Source organism: Pedobacter sp. PLR (assembly GCF_026239675.1).
Classification (GTDB): domain Bacteria; phylum Bacteroidota; class Bacteroidia; order Sphingobacteriales; family Sphingobacteriaceae; genus Pedobacter.
In genome coordinates, this window is record NZ_JAPIVQ010000003.1 from 373,445 (window position 1) to 394,400 (window position 20,956).

The 20,956-nt window shown below is 41.2% G+C and carries 21 protein-coding genes; 14 read left to right on the forward strand and 7 right to left on the reverse strand.

The genetic code is table 11. From position 1 onward, the window contains the following. Positions 1–18 precede the first annotated feature (18 nt). Both dnaN and OQX61_RS08665 read left to right on the forward strand, forming a co-directional pair. Positions 19–1,143, forward strand: coding sequence for a DNA polymerase III subunit beta (gene dnaN, locus OQX61_RS08660; protein WP_182961418.1), 1,125 nt, complete (start codon positions 19–21; stop codon positions 1,141–1,143). Between the two features lie 175 nt (positions 1,144–1,318). Beyond that, positions 1,319–1,978, forward strand: coding sequence for a VTT domain-containing protein (locus OQX61_RS08665; protein WP_265841267.1), 660 nt, complete (start codon positions 1,319–1,321; stop codon positions 1,976–1,978). Here the strand turns inward: OQX61_RS08665 and OQX61_RS08670 are convergent. The 5 genes from OQX61_RS08670 to OQX61_RS08690 form a co-directional block, all read right to left on the reverse strand. Beyond that, complete coding sequence (locus OQX61_RS08670; protein WP_265841268.1) at positions 1,975–2,928, reverse strand: zinc dependent phospholipase C family protein; 954 nt, start codon at positions 2,926–2,928, stop codon at positions 1,975–1,977. The genes OQX61_RS08665 and OQX61_RS08670 overlap by 4 nt on opposite strands. A gap of 35 nt (positions 2,929–2,963) precedes the next feature. Next, positions 2,964–4,823 (reverse strand): Fe-S protein assembly chaperone HscA, encoded by a 1,860-nt coding sequence (gene hscA, locus OQX61_RS08675; RefSeq protein ID WP_265841269.1) that lies wholly within the window; start codon positions 4,821–4,823, stop codon positions 2,964–2,966. Positions 4,824–4,862: 39 nt separating this feature from the next. Continuing rightward, complete coding sequence (locus tag OQX61_RS08680) at positions 4,863–5,954, reverse strand: DUF3810 domain-containing protein (protein WP_265841270.1); 1,092 nt, start codon at positions 5,952–5,954, stop codon at positions 4,863–4,865. Between the two features lie 121 nt (positions 5,955–6,075). Beyond that, a complete protein-coding gene (locus OQX61_RS08685) occupies positions 6,076–7,410 on the reverse strand; it encodes a dihydroorotase (protein WP_265841271.1) in 1,335 nt (444 codons plus the stop codon). A 26-nt stretch (positions 7,411–7,436) separates the two neighbouring features. Further along, entirely contained in the window at positions 7,437–9,341 is a 1,905-nt protein-coding gene (locus tag OQX61_RS08690; protein ID WP_265841272.1) for a M1 family metallopeptidase, read from the reverse strand. A gap of 113 nt (positions 9,342–9,454) precedes the next feature. Here OQX61_RS08690 and OQX61_RS08695 point away from each other — a divergent pair, with 113 nt between their 5' ends. Genes OQX61_RS08695 through OQX61_RS08710 form a run of 4 tightly spaced genes read left to right on the forward strand, consistent with a single transcriptional unit; the run spans position 9,455 to position 11,841 of the window. After that, positions 9,455–10,786, forward strand: a complete 1,332-nt coding sequence (locus tag OQX61_RS08695; protein WP_265841273.1) for a DEAD/DEAH box helicase — start codon at positions 9,455–9,457, stop codon at positions 10,784–10,786. A 10-nt stretch (positions 10,787–10,796) separates the two neighbouring features. Beyond that, entirely contained in the window at positions 10,797–11,075 is a 279-nt protein-coding gene (locus tag OQX61_RS08700; protein WP_265841274.1) for a hypothetical protein, read from the forward strand. Next, positions 11,076–11,411 carry a gliding motility protein GldC gene (gldC, locus tag OQX61_RS08705; protein WP_062547194.1) on the forward strand — a complete coding sequence of 112 codons (336 nt, stop codon included), beginning with the start codon at positions 11,076–11,078 and terminating at the stop codon, positions 11,409–11,411. 7 nt (positions 11,412–11,418) lie between these two features. Further along, a complete protein-coding gene (locus tag OQX61_RS08710) occupies positions 11,419–11,841 on the forward strand; it encodes a hypothetical protein (protein WP_265841275.1) in 423 nt (140 codons plus the stop codon). 129 nt (positions 11,842–11,970) lie between these two features. Here the strand turns inward: OQX61_RS08710 and OQX61_RS08715 are convergent, their stop codons facing one another. Both OQX61_RS08715 and OQX61_RS08720 read right to left on the reverse strand, forming a co-directional pair. Beyond that, the gene (locus OQX61_RS08715) at positions 11,971–12,486 is read right to left on the reverse strand and encodes a YetF domain-containing protein (RefSeq protein WP_265841276.1); all 516 of its coding nucleotides are present in this window, start codon (positions 12,484–12,486) and stop codon (positions 11,971–11,973) included. Positions 12,487–12,524: 38 nt separating this feature from the next. Further along, positions 12,525–13,016, reverse strand: coding sequence for a methylated-DNA--[protein]-cysteine S-methyltransferase (locus OQX61_RS08720; protein ID WP_265841277.1), 492 nt, complete (start codon positions 13,014–13,016; stop codon positions 12,525–12,527). 87 nt (positions 13,017–13,103) lie between these two features. Between OQX61_RS08720 and OQX61_RS08725 the strand changes: the two genes are divergently transcribed. The 8 genes from OQX61_RS08725 (at position 13,104) to ccsA (OQX61_RS08760) (ending at position 20,938) form a co-directional block, all read left to right on the forward strand. Next, the gene (locus OQX61_RS08725; protein ID WP_265841278.1) at positions 13,104–13,448 is read left to right on the forward strand and encodes a hypothetical protein; all 345 of its coding nucleotides are present in this window, start codon (positions 13,104–13,106) and stop codon (positions 13,446–13,448) included. A 320-nt stretch (positions 13,449–13,768) separates the two neighbouring features. Then, positions 13,769–14,428, forward strand: coding sequence for a heme exporter protein CcmB (locus tag OQX61_RS08730; protein ID WP_265841639.1), 660 nt, complete (start codon positions 13,769–13,771; stop codon positions 14,426–14,428). A 139-nt stretch (positions 14,429–14,567) separates the two neighbouring features. Continuing rightward, complete coding sequence (ccsA, locus tag OQX61_RS08735; protein WP_265841279.1) at positions 14,568–15,230, forward strand: cytochrome c biogenesis protein CcsA; 663 nt, start codon at positions 14,568–14,570, stop codon at positions 15,228–15,230. A gap of 47 nt (positions 15,231–15,277) precedes the next feature. After that, entirely contained in the window at positions 15,278–15,481 is a 204-nt protein-coding gene (locus OQX61_RS08740; protein ID WP_265841280.1) for a CcmD family protein, read from the forward strand. Positions 15,482–15,648: 167 nt separating this feature from the next. Then, positions 15,649–17,070 carry a Glu/Leu/Phe/Val dehydrogenase gene (locus OQX61_RS08745; protein WP_265841281.1) on the forward strand — a complete coding sequence of 474 codons (1,422 nt, stop codon included), beginning with the start codon at positions 15,649–15,651 and terminating at the stop codon, positions 17,068–17,070. 157 nt (positions 17,071–17,227) lie between these two features. Beyond that, complete coding sequence (gene msrA, locus OQX61_RS08750; protein WP_265841282.1) at positions 17,228–17,896, forward strand: peptide-methionine (S)-S-oxide reductase MsrA; 669 nt, start codon at positions 17,228–17,230, stop codon at positions 17,894–17,896. Positions 17,897–18,053: 157 nt separating this feature from the next. Next, positions 18,054–18,464, forward strand: coding sequence for a cytochrome c maturation protein CcmE (locus OQX61_RS08755; RefSeq protein ID WP_265841283.1), 411 nt, complete (start codon positions 18,054–18,056; stop codon positions 18,462–18,464). Positions 18,465–18,469: 5 nt separating this feature from the next. Next, on the forward strand, positions 18,470–20,938 hold the full coding sequence (gene ccsA / locus OQX61_RS08760) for a cytochrome c biogenesis protein CcsA (protein ID WP_265841284.1): 2,469 nt from the start codon (positions 18,470–18,472) through the stop codon (positions 20,936–20,938). Positions 20,939–20,956 lie beyond the last annotated feature (18 nt).

The following is a 20,956-nucleotide window of genomic DNA, read 5'->3' on the forward strand; positions in this document are numbered from 1 at the left end:
AACTGACAAGATCATACTATGAGATTTATTGTATCCACATCAACGTTATTAAAACATTTGCAAACAGTAAATGGTGCATCAAGCAGCAGTACTGTATTGCCGATATTGGAGAATTTCCTTTTTGAAATTAAAGATGGAAGTTTAACCATCTCTGCTACTGATTTACAAACCAGCATGACCACCTCTTTACCGGTTGAGTCTAAGGAAGGCGGAAAAGTAGCTGTGCCAGCAAAAATACTTTTAGACACTTTAAAAACATTACCAGATCAGCCGATCTCTTTCAATATTGACGACAACACTTTCTCCATTGAAATCAGTGCAGGTGACGGTAAATATAAACTAAGCGGAGAAAACGGGGATGATTTTCCGAAGATTCCGGTAGTAGAAAATGCTTCATCGGTAAACCTTCCTGCTTCAGTTTTGACAGAAGCGATTACCAAAACCATTTTTGCAGTAAGCAGTGATGAGTTGCGTCCGGCAATGACTGGTGTATATTGCCAGTTATCTGAACAACACATCACTTTTGTAGCTACTGATGCACATAAATTGGTAAGATATAGAAGAATGGACAGCAAAGGCGAAAAAGCTTCTTCATTCATCCTTCCTAAAAAAGCACTGACTTTATTAAAAGCAGCACTCCCTTCTACAGATGTGAATGTGTCTGTGGATTATAATGCCACCAGTGCTTTCTTTAAATTTGAAAACATCAATTTGGTTTGTCGCCTGATTGATGAGCGTTACCCGGATTATGAAGCAGTAATTCCTGCGAATAACCCTAATAAACTGATCATCGACCGCGCATTGTTCTTAAACACTTTACGTAGGGTGGTAATTTTCGCCAACAAAACTACGCATCAGGTACGTTTAAAAATCAATGGTTCTGAGCTGAATATCTCTTCGGAGGATTTAGATTTCGCCAATGAAGCACATGAGCGTTTGAGCTGCCAGTATGAAGGAGAAGATTTAGAAATTGGTTTCAATGCCCGTTTCCTGATCGAAATGCTGAGCAACCTGAGCGGCGAAGAAGTGACTTTGGAACTTTCTACACCTAACCGTGCAGGATTACTAATTCCACACACAAATGACGAGAATGAAGATGTTTTGATGTTGGTGATGCCAGTAATGCTGAACAACTACAACTAGAATTATCTTAAAGTATAAAAAGAGGCCTGGTATTTTATCAGGCCTTCTTTTTGCCAAATCCCCGGAAGAACCACGGAATTTGTTCTGTCACAGCTAACTAATTATTGACTACTAAAATTTAAAATAGGATGTTTATTAACATGTTATTCTTAATTTTGGGCTTAAACTATACGATTTGGAACTTTTATCACAACTAGTAGATTTTATATTGCATACCGATAAAGCTTTAGTACAGCTTGTAAGCGATTATAAAACATGGACTTACCTTATTCTATTCTTAATCATTTTCGCGGAAACCGGATTTGTAGTTACCCCGTTTTTACCTGGTGACTCCATGCTGTTTGCCGTTGGTGCATTGATCGCAAAAGGCGGAACCGGCCTTGATATCTGGATCATGTTCCTGTTACTAACCATTGCTGCGATTGCTGGAAATAGCTTGAACTACCGCTTGGGTAGCTATTTTGGTATTAAAGTATTTAAAGAAGGGAATAAGATCCTGAAGCTGGAATACTACAATAAATCTCATGAGTTTTTTGAAAAGCATGGTGGTAAAGCGATTATTTTCAGCCGTTTTCTTCCGATCTTCAGAACGATTGCCCCTTTCGTTGCAGGTGTAGCTAAAATGCCTTTCGGCAGATTTACCTATTACAATGTAGTAGGTGGGATTGGCTGGATTTTCAGTTTATTGTTTGCGGGCTTCCTGCTTGGACAAATTCCAATCATCAGAGATAACTTTTCAATTGTGATCATTACAATTGCTGTGGTGACCTTCGGTCCGGTAATTTATGCCGCGATCAAAAGCAGAATCAAACCAAAAGATATTTTGAAGGGCTAATTCGGCTCTCTACCAATTATACGCCCATTGGGCATCGGCGCTGCTTCGAGTTCTTTAACCAGACTTGAAGCAGCGTTTTTTTTAGGCATGTTTTGTAGGTTTGGTTGTCCGGCATCGATCCAGGCGGAGTACCAATAGCTGCCTGTAGCATGAATGGCGGCCCGCATTTGTCGCTCCACCATTTGGTTCATTACATTATGATATGCCATGGAATAACTTTCTGAGTACTGCCGGAGCAGCAGGTTCTTGCGCTTAGAAAAGCTGTATTTCTTCCTTCCGGGAGTACTTGCGCTCACTTTTGCTTCCATAGCCAGAACACTGTCCAGCAACCGGTGACTATTAGTCACCATCTTCCAGGCTGTTTTTAAAGGGTCATCAATGTAGACTGCTTTCCCGACACGGAAATTGTATTGCGCTGCAAAGAGTTCCGGTAAACGGCTTTCCCAGAAGGCATGGATGCCATGCTGGTTGCTTAGCTGGCCATTGTGGTTTTGCGTGGTGTGGAGGGGGACATGCGCGTCCGAAAGGTAATGGCCGAGATAAGCCGAATAGATCAGTATTTTCAGGGAATCCCTGTTTACAAAGGCCTGAACAAGTTTGAAATAGGATTTCTGGATTTGCCAGGGGAGGATGCCATTGGTCTGAAGTTTTTCCGCACCGTATTTTTTTAGCGCATCATTCCATTTGCGGGGGATGCTGTCAATGTGATTTTCATAACATTCTACATCGATGAAATGTCTGGGTGCTTCTGCAGTGTCTGCATAGCGACGCTTATCAGCGTCTACAGCGTGATCGCTCAGGTAGTTGATATTTGCCTTGTAAAAAGTATTGAGGCCATTATGGAGCGTAAAAACAGCCAGGTAGTTGATGCGCTGGTGTGCATAAAATCCCCAGGAGGAACACAATACCAATGCGCTTAAAAGCAAAACAGGGATAAATACACGATTCATCCCTGTCAAGTTCTGTATAATAACCTATTACCTGGTTATTCTTCGATGCTTTTTCCTTTCATGGCTGAGGAAACAGCCATGTCCATCACCCTTTCGGCGAATGGACGGGTGAATTCATTCAACTCATCCGCTTTTTTCAAAATGTTATCTTTTTCTGCGGTAGCCAATGCGCTTTTCAGCGATTCAATATACGTTTTTGTGTCTGTGATTTCTGCTGCGGTCAGGAAGTTGCTATGTTTTTCAATGAAGCGTTCTGCGGTGTACACCAATTGTTCGCCTTCACTTCTTGCTTCGATCAACATCCGTTGTTCCACATCACTTTTCGCATGGGTAATGCTGTCGATCAACATTTGTTCTACCGTATCATCGGTAAGACCATAACTTGGAGTAATGTCGATTTCCTGTTTTACACCAGAACGTAGCTCTATCGCCTGTACGGTTAGGATACCATCGGCATTCAGCATAAAGTTGATGTCTACTTTTGGTAATCCTGCCGGCATTGCCGGGATACCTTTTAAGTCGAATTCAGCCAGTTTCCTGTTTTCTTTAACCAGGTCACGTTCTCCCTGGAATACAGAGATTTTCATGTTCACCTGTCCGTCGATAGAGGTAGTGTATTGTCTGCCTGCTTTGGTAGGTACTTTTGCGTTTCTAGGGATGATCACGTCCATTAATCCACCCATGGTTTCAATACCAAGAGACAATGGCGTTACGTCCAGTAAAAGGATGTCTGAGCGGTTTCCGGCAAGGATGTCTGCCTGAATTGCAGCACCTAATGCCACGACTTCGTCCGGATTAATCTGGTCGTGTGGCGTAGAATTGAAGAACTCAGCAACCTGTGCTTTTACATATGGGGTACGTGTAGAGCCACCAACAAGCACCACTTCGTCGATTTCTTTTACAGTTAAGTTGGCATCGCTTAAGGCTTGTTTACAAGCGGTCATGGTTTCTGCAACTTTAGCCGAAATCAGTTGTTCAAAGGTCTGTTTATCTAAAGTACACCAGATTTCTCCGATTTGCTCATTGAAAAGATTTTGAGTACTCAAGGCTTTTTTAGCTTCTTCTGCTTTGAGTCTTAAGGACTGCATTAATCCCTGATCTGCTGATAAGCTTGCAGCATCAAGTTTGTTTTGCTCTATCCAGTGGTGAACAATGGCACGGTCAAAATCGTCACCTCCTAAAAAGGTATTTCCATTAGTGGCCAGTACTTCGAAGATTCCGTTTTGAATGGACAGGATGGAAACGTCAAACGTTCCTCCGCCAAGGTCGTACACGGCAATGGTTTTTTGTTGAGTAGGGTCCAGACCGATTCCGTAAGCCAGACTGGCTGCGGTAGGTTCGTTCACAATTCTCAACACGTCAAGGCCTGCTAACCTGCCCGCATCACGGGTGGCCTGGCGCTGACTATCATTAAAATAAGCAGGAACGGTAATTACAGCACGGTTAACCGGTGTTTTTAACGCGTGTTCTGCTCTTGCTTTTAGTTCTTTCAGGATTTCTGCGGAAAGCTCGATCGGCGTGTAAAACTTATCGCCTGCTTTGATCTTCACCAAAGAATCGTTTTCGTCATCTATGATTTTGTAAGAGAAAGTATCCTGGTGTGCAGCAACATCTTTATAGGATCTGCCTAATAATCTTTTTACTGAGAATATGGTGTTTGAGGGATCGCTGATTAAAAAATCTTTGGCTTCATTTCCTACAACTGCATCGCCATTTGCATTAAAATGCACGATTGATGGTACCAATACGCCCTTTCCCGTGTCATTAATGACCATAGGGTTTTTGTCGGGGTTGATAAAGGCTACCAGACTGTTGGTTGTACCAAGGTCAATGCCGACGATGATTTCTTCTTTCTGTAAGGAACCTGTTGCGAGGTTAATGGATATCTTTGCCATAGTGGGGCAAATTTAGGAATGTTTTGTTCTTTTTTTGTTTTAAGGTTGTAATGTTTTAACCTTCTCAGCTGGAATCAGGTCTTTTTTATGAATATTATACAACCATAATACAATATCCTGATAGCTATCTGTTCCTTTTTTCTGGTTATTAAGCTTTAAAAAGCTATCCAGGGCCACATCCATATAGCCATACATGTCGCTGTTATATTTTTTCCAGAAAGCGCTTTCTATTTGAAAATCGTTTAAGGTGACCGGATTTATGGTCGCGTAGAGCCGTATGTAATCTTCCGGCGACTTGTATTTGATTTCAAAAAGAATACTTCTGAGCATATTGTATACCGCAGAATATTGAAAATTTTTATCAGTACTGTGGATGGCCACGAGGTAGCCGATCAGATTAGCTTCATCTTCTCTGCCGATGCCCAGTTGGTGTGCAATTTCATGACAGGTCACAAATGGGAGTGCCGTTGTGGGCAGTCTCATGTTGACATTGGCTTCGCCGGATACGGGGTTGTAATAACCCTCAATACCGATTTTGGTGACAATCCAGCTGTTCAATACTGCCTTAACCGAAGGCGCAGGATAGTTGAAGAATTGATTGGTTTTCTTTAGGCTATCATAGGAGGTTTTCGCCTTGCTTTCGAGTTGATTCAGGGTGTATCTTTCCTTTTTAATCGTTTGCAGGTTGTTGAGCTGGCCTATGAAATATTCACCCAGTGAGACCAGTTCTGCAGTCGTATACTTCTCATTTGAAATACCAAGTTGTTTGGCGATAGATGGGCGGGAATAGTTTAATCCCCAAAGGACTTTAAAGACCAGATATAAAATCAGACCGAAATTAACCAGCTGCAAGGGGATCTTGATCCGGTCTGCCTTCTTTAGTTTTTTTTGAGATAGCTTTTTGAAAAAGAGATAGATACTCCTCAGGATGTACAACACGAGTAGGAGGTAGAGAAAGTCCCCGACAGGGAAGGGAAATAAGGAGCTGATCCAGCGTTGAATCACAGAACTGACCTGATACAGGCCATTGGAATAGTATTTCTCTATAAAATTACTGTTCAGTCCGGCAAGAAATACAATTCCTGACAGACTGAACAGCTGGACAAACTGTTTAAATCCGGGCTTGTCCATTAATCTCATTATTTATGATCTGTTAATTTTATGATTCGTCAATTTAATGATCTATTCCTTTTAATTTGTGATGGATTTATCCAATGACCACATCCTATCAGGATCCGGATAAGTAATCCTGTTACCTGTTAAAAGCCAGTCTTTTTCCTTTTTCATTGGTCATGAAACTACCTTTTTGATAAGCCAGATTTCCGGAAACGAACGTGTGTGTTATTTCTGACTGGAAGGTTTGTCCTTCAAAAGGTGACCATCCGCATTTGTACCAAAGATTCGCTCTGGTTACTTTAACCGGATCATTCAGGTTTACCAACACTAAATCTGCCCAGTAACCTTCTCTAATGAAGCCTCTTCTGTCCACTTGAAAACAAGTAGCCACATTATGAGCTGTTTTTTCAGCAATCTGTTCCAGTGTGATTTTCTTTTGATGGTACATTTCCAGCAGGGCAGAAAGGGCGTGTTGTACCAATGGGCCACCAGAAGGGGCTTGCAGGTAAGGCTGCTCTTTTTCTGCAATAGTATGCGGGGCATGGTCTGTCGCGATGATGTCGATATGGCCATCCAATACGCCTTTTAAGATCGCATCTTTGTCCTGCTCCGTTTTTACTGCCGGATTCCATTTGATCCAGTTGCCTTTTGTGGCATAATCTCTATCGTCGAACCAAAGGTGATGCACGCAGGCTTCCGCAGTAATTCTTTTATCTTTTAATGGCGTAATGTTATCAAATAACGCGACTTCTCTGGCAGTAGAAATGTGTAGAATATGTAAACGCGTCTGGTATTTTTTAGCAAGTTCAACGGCCATTGAAGAAGAAATATAACAAGCTTCTGCACTTCTGATCAATGGGTGCATGTCTATGGTGATGTTGTCGCCATATTCCGCTTTATAACGCGCCATATTTTCTCTGATGGTCTTTTCATCTTCACAATGTGTAGCGACTAACATCGGCGCCTCTTTGAAAATGTTTTCCAAAACCGTCGCATTGTCTACCAACATATTTCCGGTAGAAGAGCCCATGAATACTTTAATCCCGCAAACGTTTTTAGGATCAGTTTTCAATACTTCATCGAGATTGTCATTGGAAGCACCCATGAAAAACGAGTAATTCGCTAAAGAAACATCAGAGGCGATTTTATATTTATCGGCCAGTAATTCCTGACTTAAGGTATTAGGAACGGTATTGGGCATTTCCATGAAGGAAGTGATCCCTCCGGCAACGGCAGCCATACTTTCAGAAAATATATCCGCTTTATCCGTTAGTCCGGGTTCTCTAAAATGTACCTGATCATCGATCATTCCAGGGAAGAGGTGCAAGCCCTCTGCATTGATTTCTTTTGCGCCTTCCGCCTGGATATTAGGCGCAATTTTCACAATAAATCCCTCTTTAATCAGTACGTCAGCAACAAAGATTTGGCCTTCGTTTACCACTGAGGCCGCTTTTATCAGAATGGTGTTCATGCCTTCAAACTTAAATAAAAAAAACGTTATTTGCTTTTCCAGATGTTGTCCGCAGGGGTAGCATCTACAAATATCCCACCGTCAATCAGAATTTCTGCAACTACCTGCTTTGCTTTCAGGCTGATGACTGTGGTTTTCTGACTGGATTTCCAAACTCCGGCAGTCTGATGAAATACGCCGGTTGTGCCATCTTTATATTTCAATTTTATGTCAAATGGGACGGCAAAACCGCCAATATTATCCAGTTTAATCTGGTAAGCCAGTCCTTTGCCGGACACTTGTTTAATCGCCAGGTCAATATAATTGTTGCTGAAAAACCAGTTGTTCCAGTACCAGTTCAGGTTTTGTCCGGATACATTGTTGAAGGTGTAGAAGAAGTCCCATGGAATAGGATGCTTGCCGTTCCAGCGCTCCATATAGGTATGCAGGTGCTTTTTAAAGGCAACATCGCCCAACATATCCTTTAAAGCAAGGTAGGCGAGGGCTGGTTTTCCATAGGCATTATTGCCATAACCCGGGCCGGAAACCTGCGTAGACAGGCTGATGATTGGTTGATCTTCTTCGGTGGAAGGATCGTTGATCCAGCGATTCACGCGGAATTTCTTAAAGTTCGCATCTGCTTTCTCTTTTCCCAGCTGTGCGGTAGAGATCAGGTATTCAAAAGTCGTGGCCCAACCTTCGTCCATGTGTGCATATCTGGTTTCATTGGTGCCCATGTAAAAAGGGAAATAGGTGTGTGCAACCTCATGGTTCAATACAAATTGAGAGAATTCTATGTCAGGAGTGGTAGAATCGTTGATCATCATCGGGTATTCCATGTCTGCAAAACCTTGTACAGCGGTCATTTTTGAATATGGATAGGCAACGCCCGGCCAGCTGTTGGAAAACCAGGATAGTGATTGTTTGGTCCAGTCTACCGCTTTTGGGAAATCGGGTGCTTTCGCATCATAAGCGGCCTGTGCACTGGCTCTTCTGCCGGTTTTTGGGTCTACAATCACACTACCACCATCCCATAAGTAATGGTTGCTTAAGGCAAAAGTTACATCTGTGATGTGATCTGCGGTAAATACCCAGCTATTCCATTCGTTTTGTTGCGTAACCAGACCTTTCGCCATTTCTTCTGCATTGGCAATCGGAGCGATCTCATCACTGGTATAAGATTTTTTCAACCTTTCTGCAAAAAGGGGTTGTAACACTTCCTGAGGGTTCTGCAGATCGCCGGTAGCCCATACGACGAAGTTTTTCGGGGCTTTTACAGTAAGCCGGTAATCGTTGAAATCGTTGTAGAATTCAGTCCTGTCGGTATGGGGGATATAGTCCCAGCCATTGTAATCATCATAAACGGAAACTCTCGGGAAGGCATAGGCCACAAAAAAAGTACTGCTGTCCAGCTGACCTTCCCTGCCGCTCTCTTTTGATAGTGGATAAGACCAGCTGATGTTCAGCTCGGTAGTCTGCCCCGGATTTAAGGGTGTTTTGAGTTTAATGCCTTCTACTGTCTCCCAATTCTCAGATTTGATGTCATATTTTTGCCCGTCAATTTGAAAAGAACTGATGGTTAATCCTGCGCTTAAAAAGTCTTTGTTCACATAATTTGCACGTGGAGAGGTTGGTTTATGCAGGTTGTTGACAAATCTGATGGCGATTTGACCCAATGTATCCGGACTGTGGTTGGTATATTTAATGATTTCTGAACCAGTTACGATTTTACTGGCAGGGTCCACACTGATGGTCATGTCGTATTTGCCTTTGTTTTGCCAGTAATGCTTTCCTGGTTTTCCATCTTTAGACCGGCTTCCTTTTTCATAAGCCATTTTAATATTTCTGGGTAAGTATAAATCCTGGGCATAAGCCGCCGTGGTTCCGGTTAGCAGTAAGGTAAAGGCAGCCGGGAATATTGCCTTTAACCATCTGTTTTGTTGTTTTCGCATCTGGTTGATTCGTTATACTTATAAAAGTACATTATTTAAGATTTTTTAAAACAATCGCCATCATAAATAATACGTTCAGCTGTTGATCCTATAAATAATAGTATCTTTGCAAAATGCCCAAAACATTTGAAGAGTTTAACCTTAATCGACAGATTTTAAATGCTGTAGCTGATGCAGGGTTTACTGTTGCCACCCCTATACAAGAAAAATCAATTGCACCTGTTTTATCAGGACAGGATATATTCGGCATTGCCGAGACTGGAACCGGAAAAACAGCGGCTTATGTTTTACCGATCCTGATGCAATTAAAATATGCTCAGGGCGATGCGCCAAGAGCCCTGATCCTTGCACCGACCAGAGAGTTGGCGATGCAGATCACTGAACATGTTAAAATTTTCTCTAAATATACAGACTTACGTACCGTTGTCGTTTTCGGCGGTATCGGTCCAAAAACACAAATCGAACAGATTAAAGCGGGTGTAGACATTATCGTGGCTACTCCGGGAAGATTTTTAGACATCTATTTAGCCGGACACATCAATACGCAATACATGAAGTTTTTGGTGTTGGATGAAGCGGATAAAATGATGGATATGGGCTTTATTGGCTCTATTCACCGTATTTTAGAAGTGGTTCCCCGTCGCCGTCAAAACTTATTATTCTCTGCTACCATGAGTGATCTGGTACAGAAAATTGCTGGTGACTTCCTGAAACACCCGACTATTATTGAGGTAGGCATGCAAGCTACACCTGCGCAAACGGTTACGCAGAAGTTGTATGAGGTTCCCAATTTCAAAACCAAGATCAATTTATTACAGCACCTGCTGAAAAATGATGAGGAGTTTAAGAGACTGATCATATTCTGTAAAACGAAGACAGTTGCCGACAATATTTTCAGCTTTATCGAGCGTAGATTCGGTGCGGAAGCGGTAAGGGTAATCCATGCCAATAAAGGTCAGAATACACGTATCAACTCGATTAATAGCTTTAAAGAAGGAAATATCAGGGTATTGGTAGCTACAGATGTTGCTTCCAGAGGTATTGATGTTTCTGAGGTGAGTCATGTGATCAACTTCGATGTACCGATCATTATTGAAGATTATGTACACCGTATTGGACGTACTGGCAGGGCATATGCCAAAGGAGATGCCTTGACTTTCGCTACGCCTGCAGAAAAATATTACATTGAGAAAATAGAGAAGTTGATCAGACAACAGATTCCTGTGCTACCTTTACCAGCGGAAATTTTCGTAGAAGAGACGCCTTATGAAGAACGTCAGGCAATTGCCAGATCAATTGATGACCAGAAACGTAAGGATGATCCTGAGTTTAAAGGAGCTTTCCATGAGAAGAAACACGCCGCAGCGATTGCAGCTTCAGAAAGAGAGAAAATGAAAAATAAAACTCCTGCCTGGAAGTCAAAAAAGTTCAAAAACAAAAAGTAAAACAAGGGAATTGAAAGTAAAACTGACCCCACTTAATATCATTTCTGCCATCTTTATAACGATAGCAGTCGTGATGTTATTCGAGAAAAGACCGCCATCACATGCGCATGTAATCGATTTAAAGGCAATCCTGGTTGGTTTTAGTCTGGTTATTGCGGTAGTGGCTTTCGTGTCCGATCAGATTTTCAGGAAGTTTATTCCTGAGTTGAAGAAGATCTGGATTATCGAGTGTACTGTGATCCTTTTTACCGTTCTCTTATTTATTATTATAAAAGTCAGCATAAATTAAATGAAACAAGCAGAAATTAAAATTACCGTTGAGTTAGACGACAACAATGTACCGGACAATATTCTTTGGGAATCTACAGATTCAGCTACTAAAGAGCAGGTGCCTGTGAAATCGATGATGTTAGCACTTTGGGATCATAATTATAAGAACTCTATGCGCATCGATCTATGGACTAAAGATATGCCTGTAGATGAGATGAAAAGATTCTTTTATGAAACTTTGCAAACGATGGGTGATAGCTTCCTGAAAGCTACAGGTGAGAAACTGATCGTCGAAGATTTACGCGATTATTGTGCGCATTTCGCCGATAAAATGGGGATTAATACGCAGCAATAAGATTAGAATGAAAATTCAGGGAGTTATTGGTGCAGCAGTTATGGCTGTCGGTGGACTATGTCCTTTGATGCGCTTACCGATCATTGGAAACTGGAACTATTTTGATATTGATCCTACTTTGGCCATCACTTTTTATGTGTTAGTAGTAGTCGCTTTATTAGGTTCTTTTGCTAATAAAACTGGTTTAATCAAGTTTGCAGGTTGGGCAGTAATGGCATTGGTCGCGATTACATTAGTCGGTATTTATTTCAAAGTACACGATTCTTTTGGCTTTCTTCACTTCAAAAAGATGGTGAATATTGCAGCAGGAATGGTGAAATTGAAATGGGGCTGGTACGTGATTGTAGTTGGTGCCGGGGTTTTAATTACGGTAAGAAAACCAAGGGTAGTATTGGTGCAGGCCGGTCAGCCGGATGTTGCCGTATTATAGTCTTTAAATGAGCTGTATGAGTTATTTAGGAAGACTGTAAAGATTCTTAAATGATCGGATAAAATATAAATGAGCTGATCGTAATGGATCAGCTCATTTTTTATAGGTTGGTTTTATTTTAATCTATTTTTAGTTCAATCCCCCTAGCGCTTTTTGTTTTCTTTTTCGTTTGTAATGCGTCTGTTTCAGGCTGTCTGAGCCACTAATGATGCTGATGTTTCCATCCACTTCAAAGATCGCGAGCTTCACATCTTTGAACTTTTCTACGCCATGTTCTCTCATGGCCTCTCTCAATTCTTCGTCTGTAATGTCTAGTTTTGCCAGCTTTTCAAAATCAAGCTTACCGTTATGGATCAGAATTTCCGGTTTTTCGGAAAGCAGCTCCCGGAACCACTTGCTTTTATACATTAGTTTTTTCAGTGCGAAGTTCAGCGCAAAAAGGATTGCGGCAGCCACCAAACCACCCAGCAGACTCGTATTGTTGCCTACCATTGCATTCTGTACTGCATTACTGATCAGCAAAATCAGTACAACATCGGTTGTGTTGAGCTGTGAAAGTTCCTTTTTACCGGTCAAACGAATGGCGACCAGCATAAAGGCATAAACGGCGAGACTTCTCAGCATAATATCCAGATATTCGTTCATAGGGCTAAATATTAATTTATAGATCCGGGTTAACAGGTTTAGAAAGCAAGTGTCATTTGTCCTTTTTTACTGATGGCTCTTTCGTGGTCCAGCAACCACTTTTTGCGCCAGAGTTCCCCGGCATACCCCACCAGTTTGCCATTGCTGCCAATCACCCTGTGACAAGGGACAACAATGGCTAGTTTATTTTTTCCGTTCGCAGCGGCAATCGCACGAATTGCCAGCACATTGTTTTGTTGTTTTGAAAATTCCAGATAGGAGCAGGTATGGCCATAATCAATGGTTTGTAAGGCTGTCCATACCCCTTGCTGGAAGACCGTTCCGGATTGTTGCAGTGGCAGCTGGAAGGCTGTTAATTTTCCTTCAAAATAATCATTTAGCTGTGTTGCTGCAAGTTTGCTGATTCTGTTTTCCGAAAGTCCACGCGTATCGCTTTCCCTGAAGGTGATTTCGTTTACCGATTCCTCGCCGGTAAATATATAAACCGCGCCAACCGGACTTTGTAAAATACTGCAATAGATCGTGCTCATAGGCATACTTAGGTAAAGTTTTGCTATTCAAATGTATAAAATTTTAACGCTTTAGTTTTTTTTGCTAGTATTGCCCTGATTTATAAAATGGAAGCGCAAGAGTTTATTGATATTGATGAGCTAGACTTCAACAGGAGTATGGCGAGGTGGGTGAAGAAGAACCCACATATTATGCGTGCAATGACTGGACATCATTTGTTGATCCTGTTGGCCAATGGTAATCTGCGCATTAATCTGAACCATTTTAGTCCGGATTATCAGGACAAATTTATTGACCATAATTTTGAACATTATTGTCTTAAATTTATAGACCGTTTGGATGAGCCGATTGCCGGTTACCTCAGTACCTGGGGGATTCCTCAATTTGGGTTGCATTTTATCTTCCTGCTCAAAGGAAGAAGTTTTCAAAAGTATATTACCTATCAGGTATAATATTCATGGTGTTTTCAGGCTACCTGTATTGAGTTGTTGAAACCTGGATAAGGGGTTGAATTATACCAGCTATATTTTTCTTTTTGTGTTCGTACGGTGGTCCATGTTGTCGAAGGGTTGCCGGTCAGGTGCTGATCAGTTGCTGAAGGATATCCCTTTAGCAATCTTCCTGAACTCTTGACCAACTCTTTATCAGTCCTTCGTCAAGTCACAGTTATATAGGTTTTATCAAGGCATTTAGACCTGTTTTACGCTGGCATTTAACTTAATTACCCTGCTCGTTAGTAAATCGGATGATTAACAATTATCTTTGCGACCGGATGAATTTAGCAGAACAGATCAAACATTTAATAAAAAAGGAATTGTTGTTAGAGTGGCGTTCCAAATACGCTTTAAACGGGGTGCTTTTATACGTCGTGTCTACCGTCTTTGTCTGCTTTTTATCTTTTGTGAGTACAGATAAGGTCACTTTAAATGCTTTATTCTGGATCATCATGCTTTTCGCTTCGATCAATGCAGTGTCTAAAAGTTTTCTGCAGGAGAGCAGGGGCAGACAGGTTTATATTTATACGATTGCCAGTCCACTGGCACTTATTATCTCCAAAACGATCTATAATTCCATGTTAATGATGGTGCTGACCGTGATTGCACTTGGCTTCTACATTATGGTTTTTGATTTTGGTCCTCAGGATTTGGGCTTATATTTACTGGCAGCCTTATTGGGAAGCCTGAGCTTTTCTACGATTTTCACGATGGTTTCTGCGATTGCGTCCAAAGCCGGAAACGGAGGAATGCTGATGGCGATTTTGAGTTTTCCGATCATTATTCCGGTGCTGGTGGTCCTGATTAAACTTACCAAAAATGCAATGGACGGTTTAGATCGCAGTGTGAGTCTGGACGAAATCGGCCTGTTACTGATCATTAACGCCCTGGTGATGTCGGTATCAGTCTTGTTATTCCCATACCTCTGGAGAGATTAAAATTCCGTAAGCCCCGCGTCATTTACCATGCTTTACAGCTAAAGAACCGCCGTTTATCGGCTGATATATAACGGAAGTAGGGAATTTTCTAGCTACATTTGCCGATTAACAGAGTTAAAGAGATCAAATTTTAATGTCAATGTATAAGAACTGGTGGAAAGTATTAGGTGCAATATTGGTGATTTATTCAACTGTTGCAGGTTTTCTAATGAAAACTCCTGAATTGCCAATTATTAGGGAGAGTATCCGAAACCTTTATTTTCATGTGCCAATGTGGTTTAGCATGATCGTATTGTTCAGTATTTCCGTTTTTTACAGCATCAAGTCATTGAGAAGTAATGATCCTGCAGACGATATTAAAGCCGTAGAAAGTGTCAATGCAGGGGTGATATTCGGCCTTTTGGGTATCGTAACCGGTGCTATCTGGGCTAAATTTACCTGGGGACAAGCATGGAGTTTCGACGTAAAGCAAAATTTCGCTGCGATAGCCATCTTACTTTATTTCGCTTATCTGGTACTTCGCAATGCGATTGATGAAGAACAAAAGAGAGCAAAAATTTCTGCGATTTACAATATTTTCGCCTTCCCGATTATGGTGGTTTTACTGTTTGTATTGCCACGTTTGTCGGATTCCCTACACCCCGGCAATGGCGGTAACCCCGGTTTTAATGCTTATGATCTGGATAAGCACATGAGAATGGTGTTTTACCCGGCTTGTCTGGGCTGGATTCTGATCGGCTGCTGGATTTACAACATCCTTTACAGACTCCGCGATTTAGAAAGAAATAAATTATCGAAATAAACAGGAAATGGTCTTTCCATAGCCTTTAATCATCAAAAGATATTCTAATGAAAAAATTTACAGCAACCTTTTTAATGTTCTTGTTAACGCTGCAATTGTTCGCTCAGGGAACTGGTTCTGCCATCAGCGACACCCTTTATTCATCCGGCAAAATATACGTTGTAGTGGCTTGTGTATTGGTAATTTTGCTTGGCTTGCTTTTCTTTCTGTTTACAATAGAAAAAAGATTAAAAAAGTTAGAAAAGAAATAACCGGCTAAAAACTTATTTTAAATCGTTTAAGCCCTGTTTTGGCGCTTGTTTTGATGTAGTGTTTGCCTTACACTAAGTGATTTACCATTTGCATAAATGGTTTTTTTTACTGCAATTTTGCAGGTAATTAGTATAAGAACTTATATTCAATTCATAAAAAACAAAGAATGGCTAATACAGCAAACGAGACAAATTTTTTTGCAGACGTATGCAAGAACTTTGACAGTGCCGCACAATTTACTTCTCATCCAGAAGGTCTGTTAACCCAAATTAAAGCTTGTAACAGTGTGTATCGTTTTCAATTCCCTATCCGCAGAGGAAATGGGTTTGAGGTAATCGATGCATGGCGCGTGGAACATTCTCATCACATGAGTCCTACCAAAGGTGGTATTCGTTACAGCGAGATGGTAAATGAAGATGAGGTGATGGCCTTAGCCGCATTGATGACGTACAAATGTGCGATCGTAAACGTTCCTTTCGGTGGTGCTAAAGGTGGGATCAAAATCACCCCTAAAAACTATACCGTTGGTGAGCTGGAAAACATCACCCGTCGTTATACAACAGAATTAATCAAAAAGAACTTTATCGGTCCTGGTATTGACGTTCCTGCTCCGGATTACGGATCAGGTGAGCGTGAAATGAGTTGGATCGCAGATACTTATATGACCATGAACCCGGGTCAGTTAGATGCTTTGGGTTGCGTTACCGGAAAGCCAATTGCTTTACACGGTATCCGTGGACGTAAGGAAGCGACTGGTCGTGGAGTAGCTTATGCCATCAGAGAATGTGTGACTGTAGCTGAAGATATGGCTAAAATTGGCTTTAAAGCTGGTTTAGGTGATAAACGAGTGATCGTTCAGGGTTTAGGAAACGTAGGTTACCATTCTGCTAAGTTTTTAGCTGAATTTGGTGCTACTATCGTTGGTCTTTGCGAGTTTGAAGGCGCGATCTACAATGAAAACGGATTGAACATTGATGAAGTGTTCGCACACCGTAAATTAACCGGATCTATCTTAGGTTTCCCGGGCGCTAAAGAGTTTAAAAACTCAATGGAAGGCTTAGAGCAACCATGTGATATCCTGGTTCCTGCAGCATTGGAAAATGTGATCACTTCAGACAATATCAGAAATATCAAAGCGAAAATCATCGCTGAAGGTGCAAATGGTCCTTGTACTCCTGAAGCAGAAGAGATCTTCACTGAAATGGGTGGTATCATCATTCCTGATATGTATTGTAATGCAGGTGGGGTAACCGTATCTTATTTCGAGTGGTTGAAAAACCTTTCTCACGTCGCGTTTGGCCGTATGGAAAACCGTTATGCGGAAAACTCAAACAGAAACCTGATCAATACTTTAGAAAGCTTAACCGGTAAAAGCATTCCTGCTGAACACCGTTTAATGATCGTTAAAGGTGCTTCTGAATTGGAATTGGTGAACTCAGGTTTAGAGGATACGATGATCCATTCTTACCATGAAATCAGAGAAACATTAATGAGCAAACCAGGCATCCAGACGTTAAGAACGGCTGCTTTTGTAGGCTCTATAGATAAAATTGCCATTTCTTATATGAATCTTGGTATCTGGCCTTAAGCCCTGATCGGTTCAGAATTTAAAAGCGAAGAGGAAGGAGGTAACTCCTCCTCTTTTTTTATGACCTTTATTTTTGTCATTTCCCTGTAGCACTTTCTAATGTGCAACATCTTTTTTTACCCGATTCCCGTATCTTGTAGTATTGGAGGGGTAAATCATGAGCATATCGAATTTTATCATTATTGCAGTGTTGGTTTTATTATGGGGCTGTTCCGGGAATCAAAAAGTACAGCAACTGGAAAGTAAAAACGGATTTGCAGTGATCGTTGCGCCGGCAGCGAATGAAAAGGAAGCTACTTTTGCAGGTGGTTGTTTCTGGGCTGTTCAGGAGGCTATGATAGAATTAAAAGGTGTTCATAAAGTGATCAGTGGCTATGCCGGTGGAACAATCAAAAACCCAACTTACCAGGATTTACAGTCGCAAAGCAGTGGGCATGCCGAAGCTGTACAGGTGTATTATGATCCTTCCGTAATTTCTTTTGAAACGCTTTGCAAAGCGTTCTTTTACGTCCATGACCCAACGCAGGTAGACAGGCAAGGCGCAGACCTGGGACCGGAATACCGCTCTATTGCTTTTTTTCGTTCGCCGGCAGAGTACCGCATCATTTCCGGTATGATTCATAGGCTGGAGCAAACAGATTTTAAGAGCAGAACTATCGCTACGGAAATCCTTCCTTTCGAAGTGATTTATCCCGCAGAAACGGAACATCAGGATTATTATCAGCGAAATCAGGGGAACTCCTATATCAGAAATGTTTCCAGACCAAAAGTGATGAAACTGAGGTCTGAAATGCCGGAAATGATCAAATCTGAGTACCTGAAATAGGCGAAATATTTTCTTTTTCGATCATTGCTCACTGATTTACATTGTTTTTGTCAGAGAACTATCAATAAATCGTCATCAAAGTGAATTGCAGGGCTCTAAAAGATTTTAGGTAACTATATTTTTTATCTTTGTGTCAATCTAAAATTTTATTAGCATCATGAGAAAAAGTGCAATTATTGGTTTAATCACAATAGCGATCTGCGTAGGCTTCTTAATCAGTTTAAACGCCGGTACCAGCAACTATTCAACTTTTACTGAGGCTGCCAAAGATTCCAGAGAATTCCACGTAATGGGCTTCTGGGAAAAAGAAAAAGGCATGTACTATGATGCTCAGAAAGATGCCAATCATTTCGCTTTCTTCATGAAAGATGAAAAAGGGAAGGTGAACCAGGTGGTTTACAAAGGCACCAAACCACAAGATTTTGAACGTTCAGAAAAATTAGTTTTAATCGGTAAAATGAAAGATGGTACCTTTTATGCTTCAAAAATATTAATGAAATGTCCTTCTAAATACAACAACGACCTTGTTGAGGTGAAAGCGGACGGTCAGGTAATAAAATACAATTAATCTTAATGGATATACAATTTTTTGGAGAGAACCTCCTGCCCGGTAAAATCGGCCAATTCTTTATTGTTTTAGCATTTGCTGCCTCACTACTTTCTACGATAGCTTACTTTTTTGCTACTAAGAATAAAGACCTTGGAGATCGATCATGGACACGCATAGGTCGGATTTCATTTCTAATTAACTGGGTAAGTATCCTGGGAATCGGCGTTACTTTATTTTACCTGATTTTAAATCACAATAACGAGTATTACTACGTTTATTCGCACTCTTCAAAAGAACTTCCGGTTTATTATATCGTTTCTGCATTCTGGGAAGGACAGGAAGGAAGCTTCTGGTTATGGGCTTTCTGGCAATCATTGTTAGGAGGAATCCTGATCTGGAAAGCAAAATCCTGGGAAAATGGTGTCATGACTGTTGTCGCTTTTTCGCAGGTCTTCTTAACCTCCATGTTATTGGGCGTACAGATTTTTGGAGAACGAATTGGTAGCTCCCCATTTATCCTGCTAAGGGAAGCGGTAAATCTGAAAGATATGGCACCGGTTGTATTTGCCGATCCTGAGAACTTTAAAAACTATTTGAAATTTATTACCGATGGTAGAGGATTAAACCCATTATTACAGAACTATTGGATGGTGATTCACCCGCCAACTTTGTTCCTGGGTTTTGCCAGTATGATCGTTCCTTTCGCTTATGCCGTGACTGGTTTATGGCAGAAGAAGTATAAAGAATGGGTTAAACCTGCGATGCCATGGGCTTTATTTGCCGTAATGATCCTGGGAACCGGTATTATCATGGGCTCTTTCTGGGCTTATGAAGCCTTAAACTTTGGTGGCTTCTGGGCATGGGATCCGGTAGAGAACGCCTCCATCATTCCCTGGTTAACCCTGATTGCAGGTGTACACGTGATGATCGCTTTTAAAAATACAGGTCACTCGTTCTTTACTGCGATTATTTTAGTGATTATCAGTTTTGTACTGGTATTATACGCTTCTTTCTTAACGAGAAGTGGTATCCTTGGCGAAACTTCAGTGCATTCATTTACAGATTTGGGGATGTTTGGTCACCTGATCTTATATAACGTGGTGTTCCTGACGATCCCTGTGGTGCTCCTGATCATCAGATGGAAGGAATTGCCGATCACCAACAAAGATGAAGAAACTTATTCCAGAGAATTCTGGATGTTTATCGGTGCTTTAGTGATTACTGTTGCCTGTATTCAGGTGATTTTCTCTACTTCCGTTCCGGTATTCAATGCGGCTTTCGGGACTAATTTTGCCCCTCCGATTGATGCCATTAAATATTACAACCAATGGCAGGCACCGTTTGCCATCCTGGTAACCGTGATCTCTGGTTTCGCACAGTTCATGAAATACAAGAGGACAGATATCCGTAAATTCTATAGCAGCTTAATTGCTTCGATTGTTTTTGCCATTATCATCACTGCAGGTTTCGTATACCTGACCAATATTTACACTAACTTAATGTATATCCTGCTTACTTTTAGCTGTGTATTTGCGATTCTTGCCAATGCAAGAGTTCTGGCGCAAGGACTTGGTGGAAAACGTAAACTGGTAGGTGCTGCTGTGGCACACATGGGGTTTGCATTATTGTTGATTGGCGCTTTAGTTGCTGCTGCAACAAATAAACCGATCTCTATCAACACCACAAACTTTATCCCGGTAAAGGATTTTGAGAAAGCAGAGAAACCTGGTGAAAACATTGTATTGTATAAAAATGAGCCTAAGAAAATGGGCAAGTATACGGTTACTTATACCAGAGATACAACCATTGCTCCAAACACGATTTATACGCTGAATTTTAAGGTGTATGATGAGGAAACTGGCAAGCTGAAAGAAGATTTTGAATTGAATCCACATGTTCAGGCGAATGAGAAAATGGGATTGATTGCTTCTCCGGATACCAAACATTACCTGACTTATGATGTGTATACCCACATCACCAGTGCCCCTGATAAAAAGGATACGCATGAGGATCATGAAGATCATAATCCAGAGGAAAACTATAAGGCACCTAGAATTGCAAACGTAAAAGCAGGTGATACTTTACACACGGGTAGTGGTATCATTACCATCAAAGCGTTGAATAATAAACCGGCCGCAAAAAGCCTGGTATTGGGAGAAAACGATCTTGCAGTAGGTTTACCACTGGAAGTTGAAGTGAATGGTAAGGTCTACAAAACGGAGCCTATCTTCCTGGTAAAAGGAAACAATACCTTTGATTTTGCACGTAATATTGATGAGCTGGGCTTGAGATTCAGATTTACCAAAGTACTTCCTGATCAGGGAAAAGTAGAGTTGCAGGTTTTCGAAAAACCTCAGCAAGCTAAGGACTGGGTAGTATTTAAATCTATTGAATTCCCGTACATCAATTTATACTGGGCGGGTACCATAGTAATGGTGATCGGGTTTTTACTGTCGATCCTGAGAAGACAAAAAGAGGCTAAAGTTGTTTAATTATATATTGCCTGAGCT

Bases quoted from the DNA above. Each gene is read 5' to 3' on its own strand.
- ccsA (WP_265841279.1), top strand. From the start codon at position 14,568: ATGTATAAGAACTGGTGGAAAGTATTAGGTGCAATATTGGTGATTTAT.
- ccsA (WP_265841284.1), top strand. From the start codon at position 18,470: ATGGATATACAATTTTTTGGAGAGAACCTCCTGCCCGGTAAAATCGGC.
- OQX61_RS08695 (WP_265841273.1), top strand. From the start codon at position 9,455: ATGCCCAAAACATTTGAAGAGTTTAACCTTAATCGACAGATTTTAAAT.
- OQX61_RS08710 (WP_265841275.1), top strand. From the start codon at position 11,419: ATGAAAATTCAGGGAGTTATTGGTGCAGCAGTTATGGCTGTCGGTGGA.
- OQX61_RS08670 (WP_265841268.1), bottom strand. From the start codon at position 2,928: ATGAATCGTGTATTTATCCCTGTTTTGCTTTTAAGCGCATTGGTATTG.
- OQX61_RS08690 (WP_265841272.1), bottom strand. From the start codon at position 9,341: ATGCGAAAACAACAAAACAGATGGTTAAAGGCAATATTCCCGGCTGCC.
- OQX61_RS08755 (WP_265841283.1), top strand. From the start codon at position 18,054: ATGAGAAAAAGTGCAATTATTGGTTTAATCACAATAGCGATCTGCGTA.
- OQX61_RS08685 (WP_265841271.1), bottom strand. From the start codon at position 7,410: ATGAACACCATTCTGATAAAAGCGGCCTCAGTGGTAAACGAAGGCCAA.
- OQX61_RS08730 (WP_265841639.1), top strand. From the start codon at position 13,769: ATGAATTTAGCAGAACAGATCAAACATTTAATAAAAAAGGAATTGTTG.
- dnaN (WP_182961418.1), top strand. From the start codon at position 19: ATGAGATTTATTGTATCCACATCAACGTTATTAAAACATTTGCAAACA.
- OQX61_RS08680 (WP_265841270.1), bottom strand. From the start codon at position 5,954: ATGGACAAGCCCGGATTTAAACAGTTTGTCCAGCTGTTCAGTCTGTCA.
- gldC (WP_062547194.1), top strand. From the start codon at position 11,076: ATGAAACAAGCAGAAATTAAAATTACCGTTGAGTTAGACGACAACAAT.
- OQX61_RS08715 (WP_265841276.1), bottom strand. From the start codon at position 12,486: ATGAACGAATATCTGGATATTATGCTGAGAAGTCTCGCCGTTTATGCC.
- msrA (WP_265841282.1), top strand. From the start codon at position 17,228: ATGAGCATATCGAATTTTATCATTATTGCAGTGTTGGTTTTATTATGG.
- OQX61_RS08725 (WP_265841278.1), top strand. From the start codon at position 13,104: ATGGAAGCGCAAGAGTTTATTGATATTGATGAGCTAGACTTCAACAGG.
- OQX61_RS08745 (WP_265841281.1), top strand. From the start codon at position 15,649: ATGGCTAATACAGCAAACGAGACAAATTTTTTTGCAGACGTATGCAAG.
- hscA (WP_265841269.1), bottom strand. From the start codon at position 4,823: ATGGCAAAGATATCCATTAACCTCGCAACAGGTTCCTTACAGAAAGAA.
- OQX61_RS08740 (WP_265841280.1), top strand. From the start codon at position 15,278: ATGAAAAAATTTACAGCAACCTTTTTAATGTTCTTGTTAACGCTGCAA.
- OQX61_RS08720 (WP_265841277.1), bottom strand. From the start codon at position 13,016: ATGAGCACGATCTATTGCAGTATTTTACAAAGTCCGGTTGGCGCGGTT.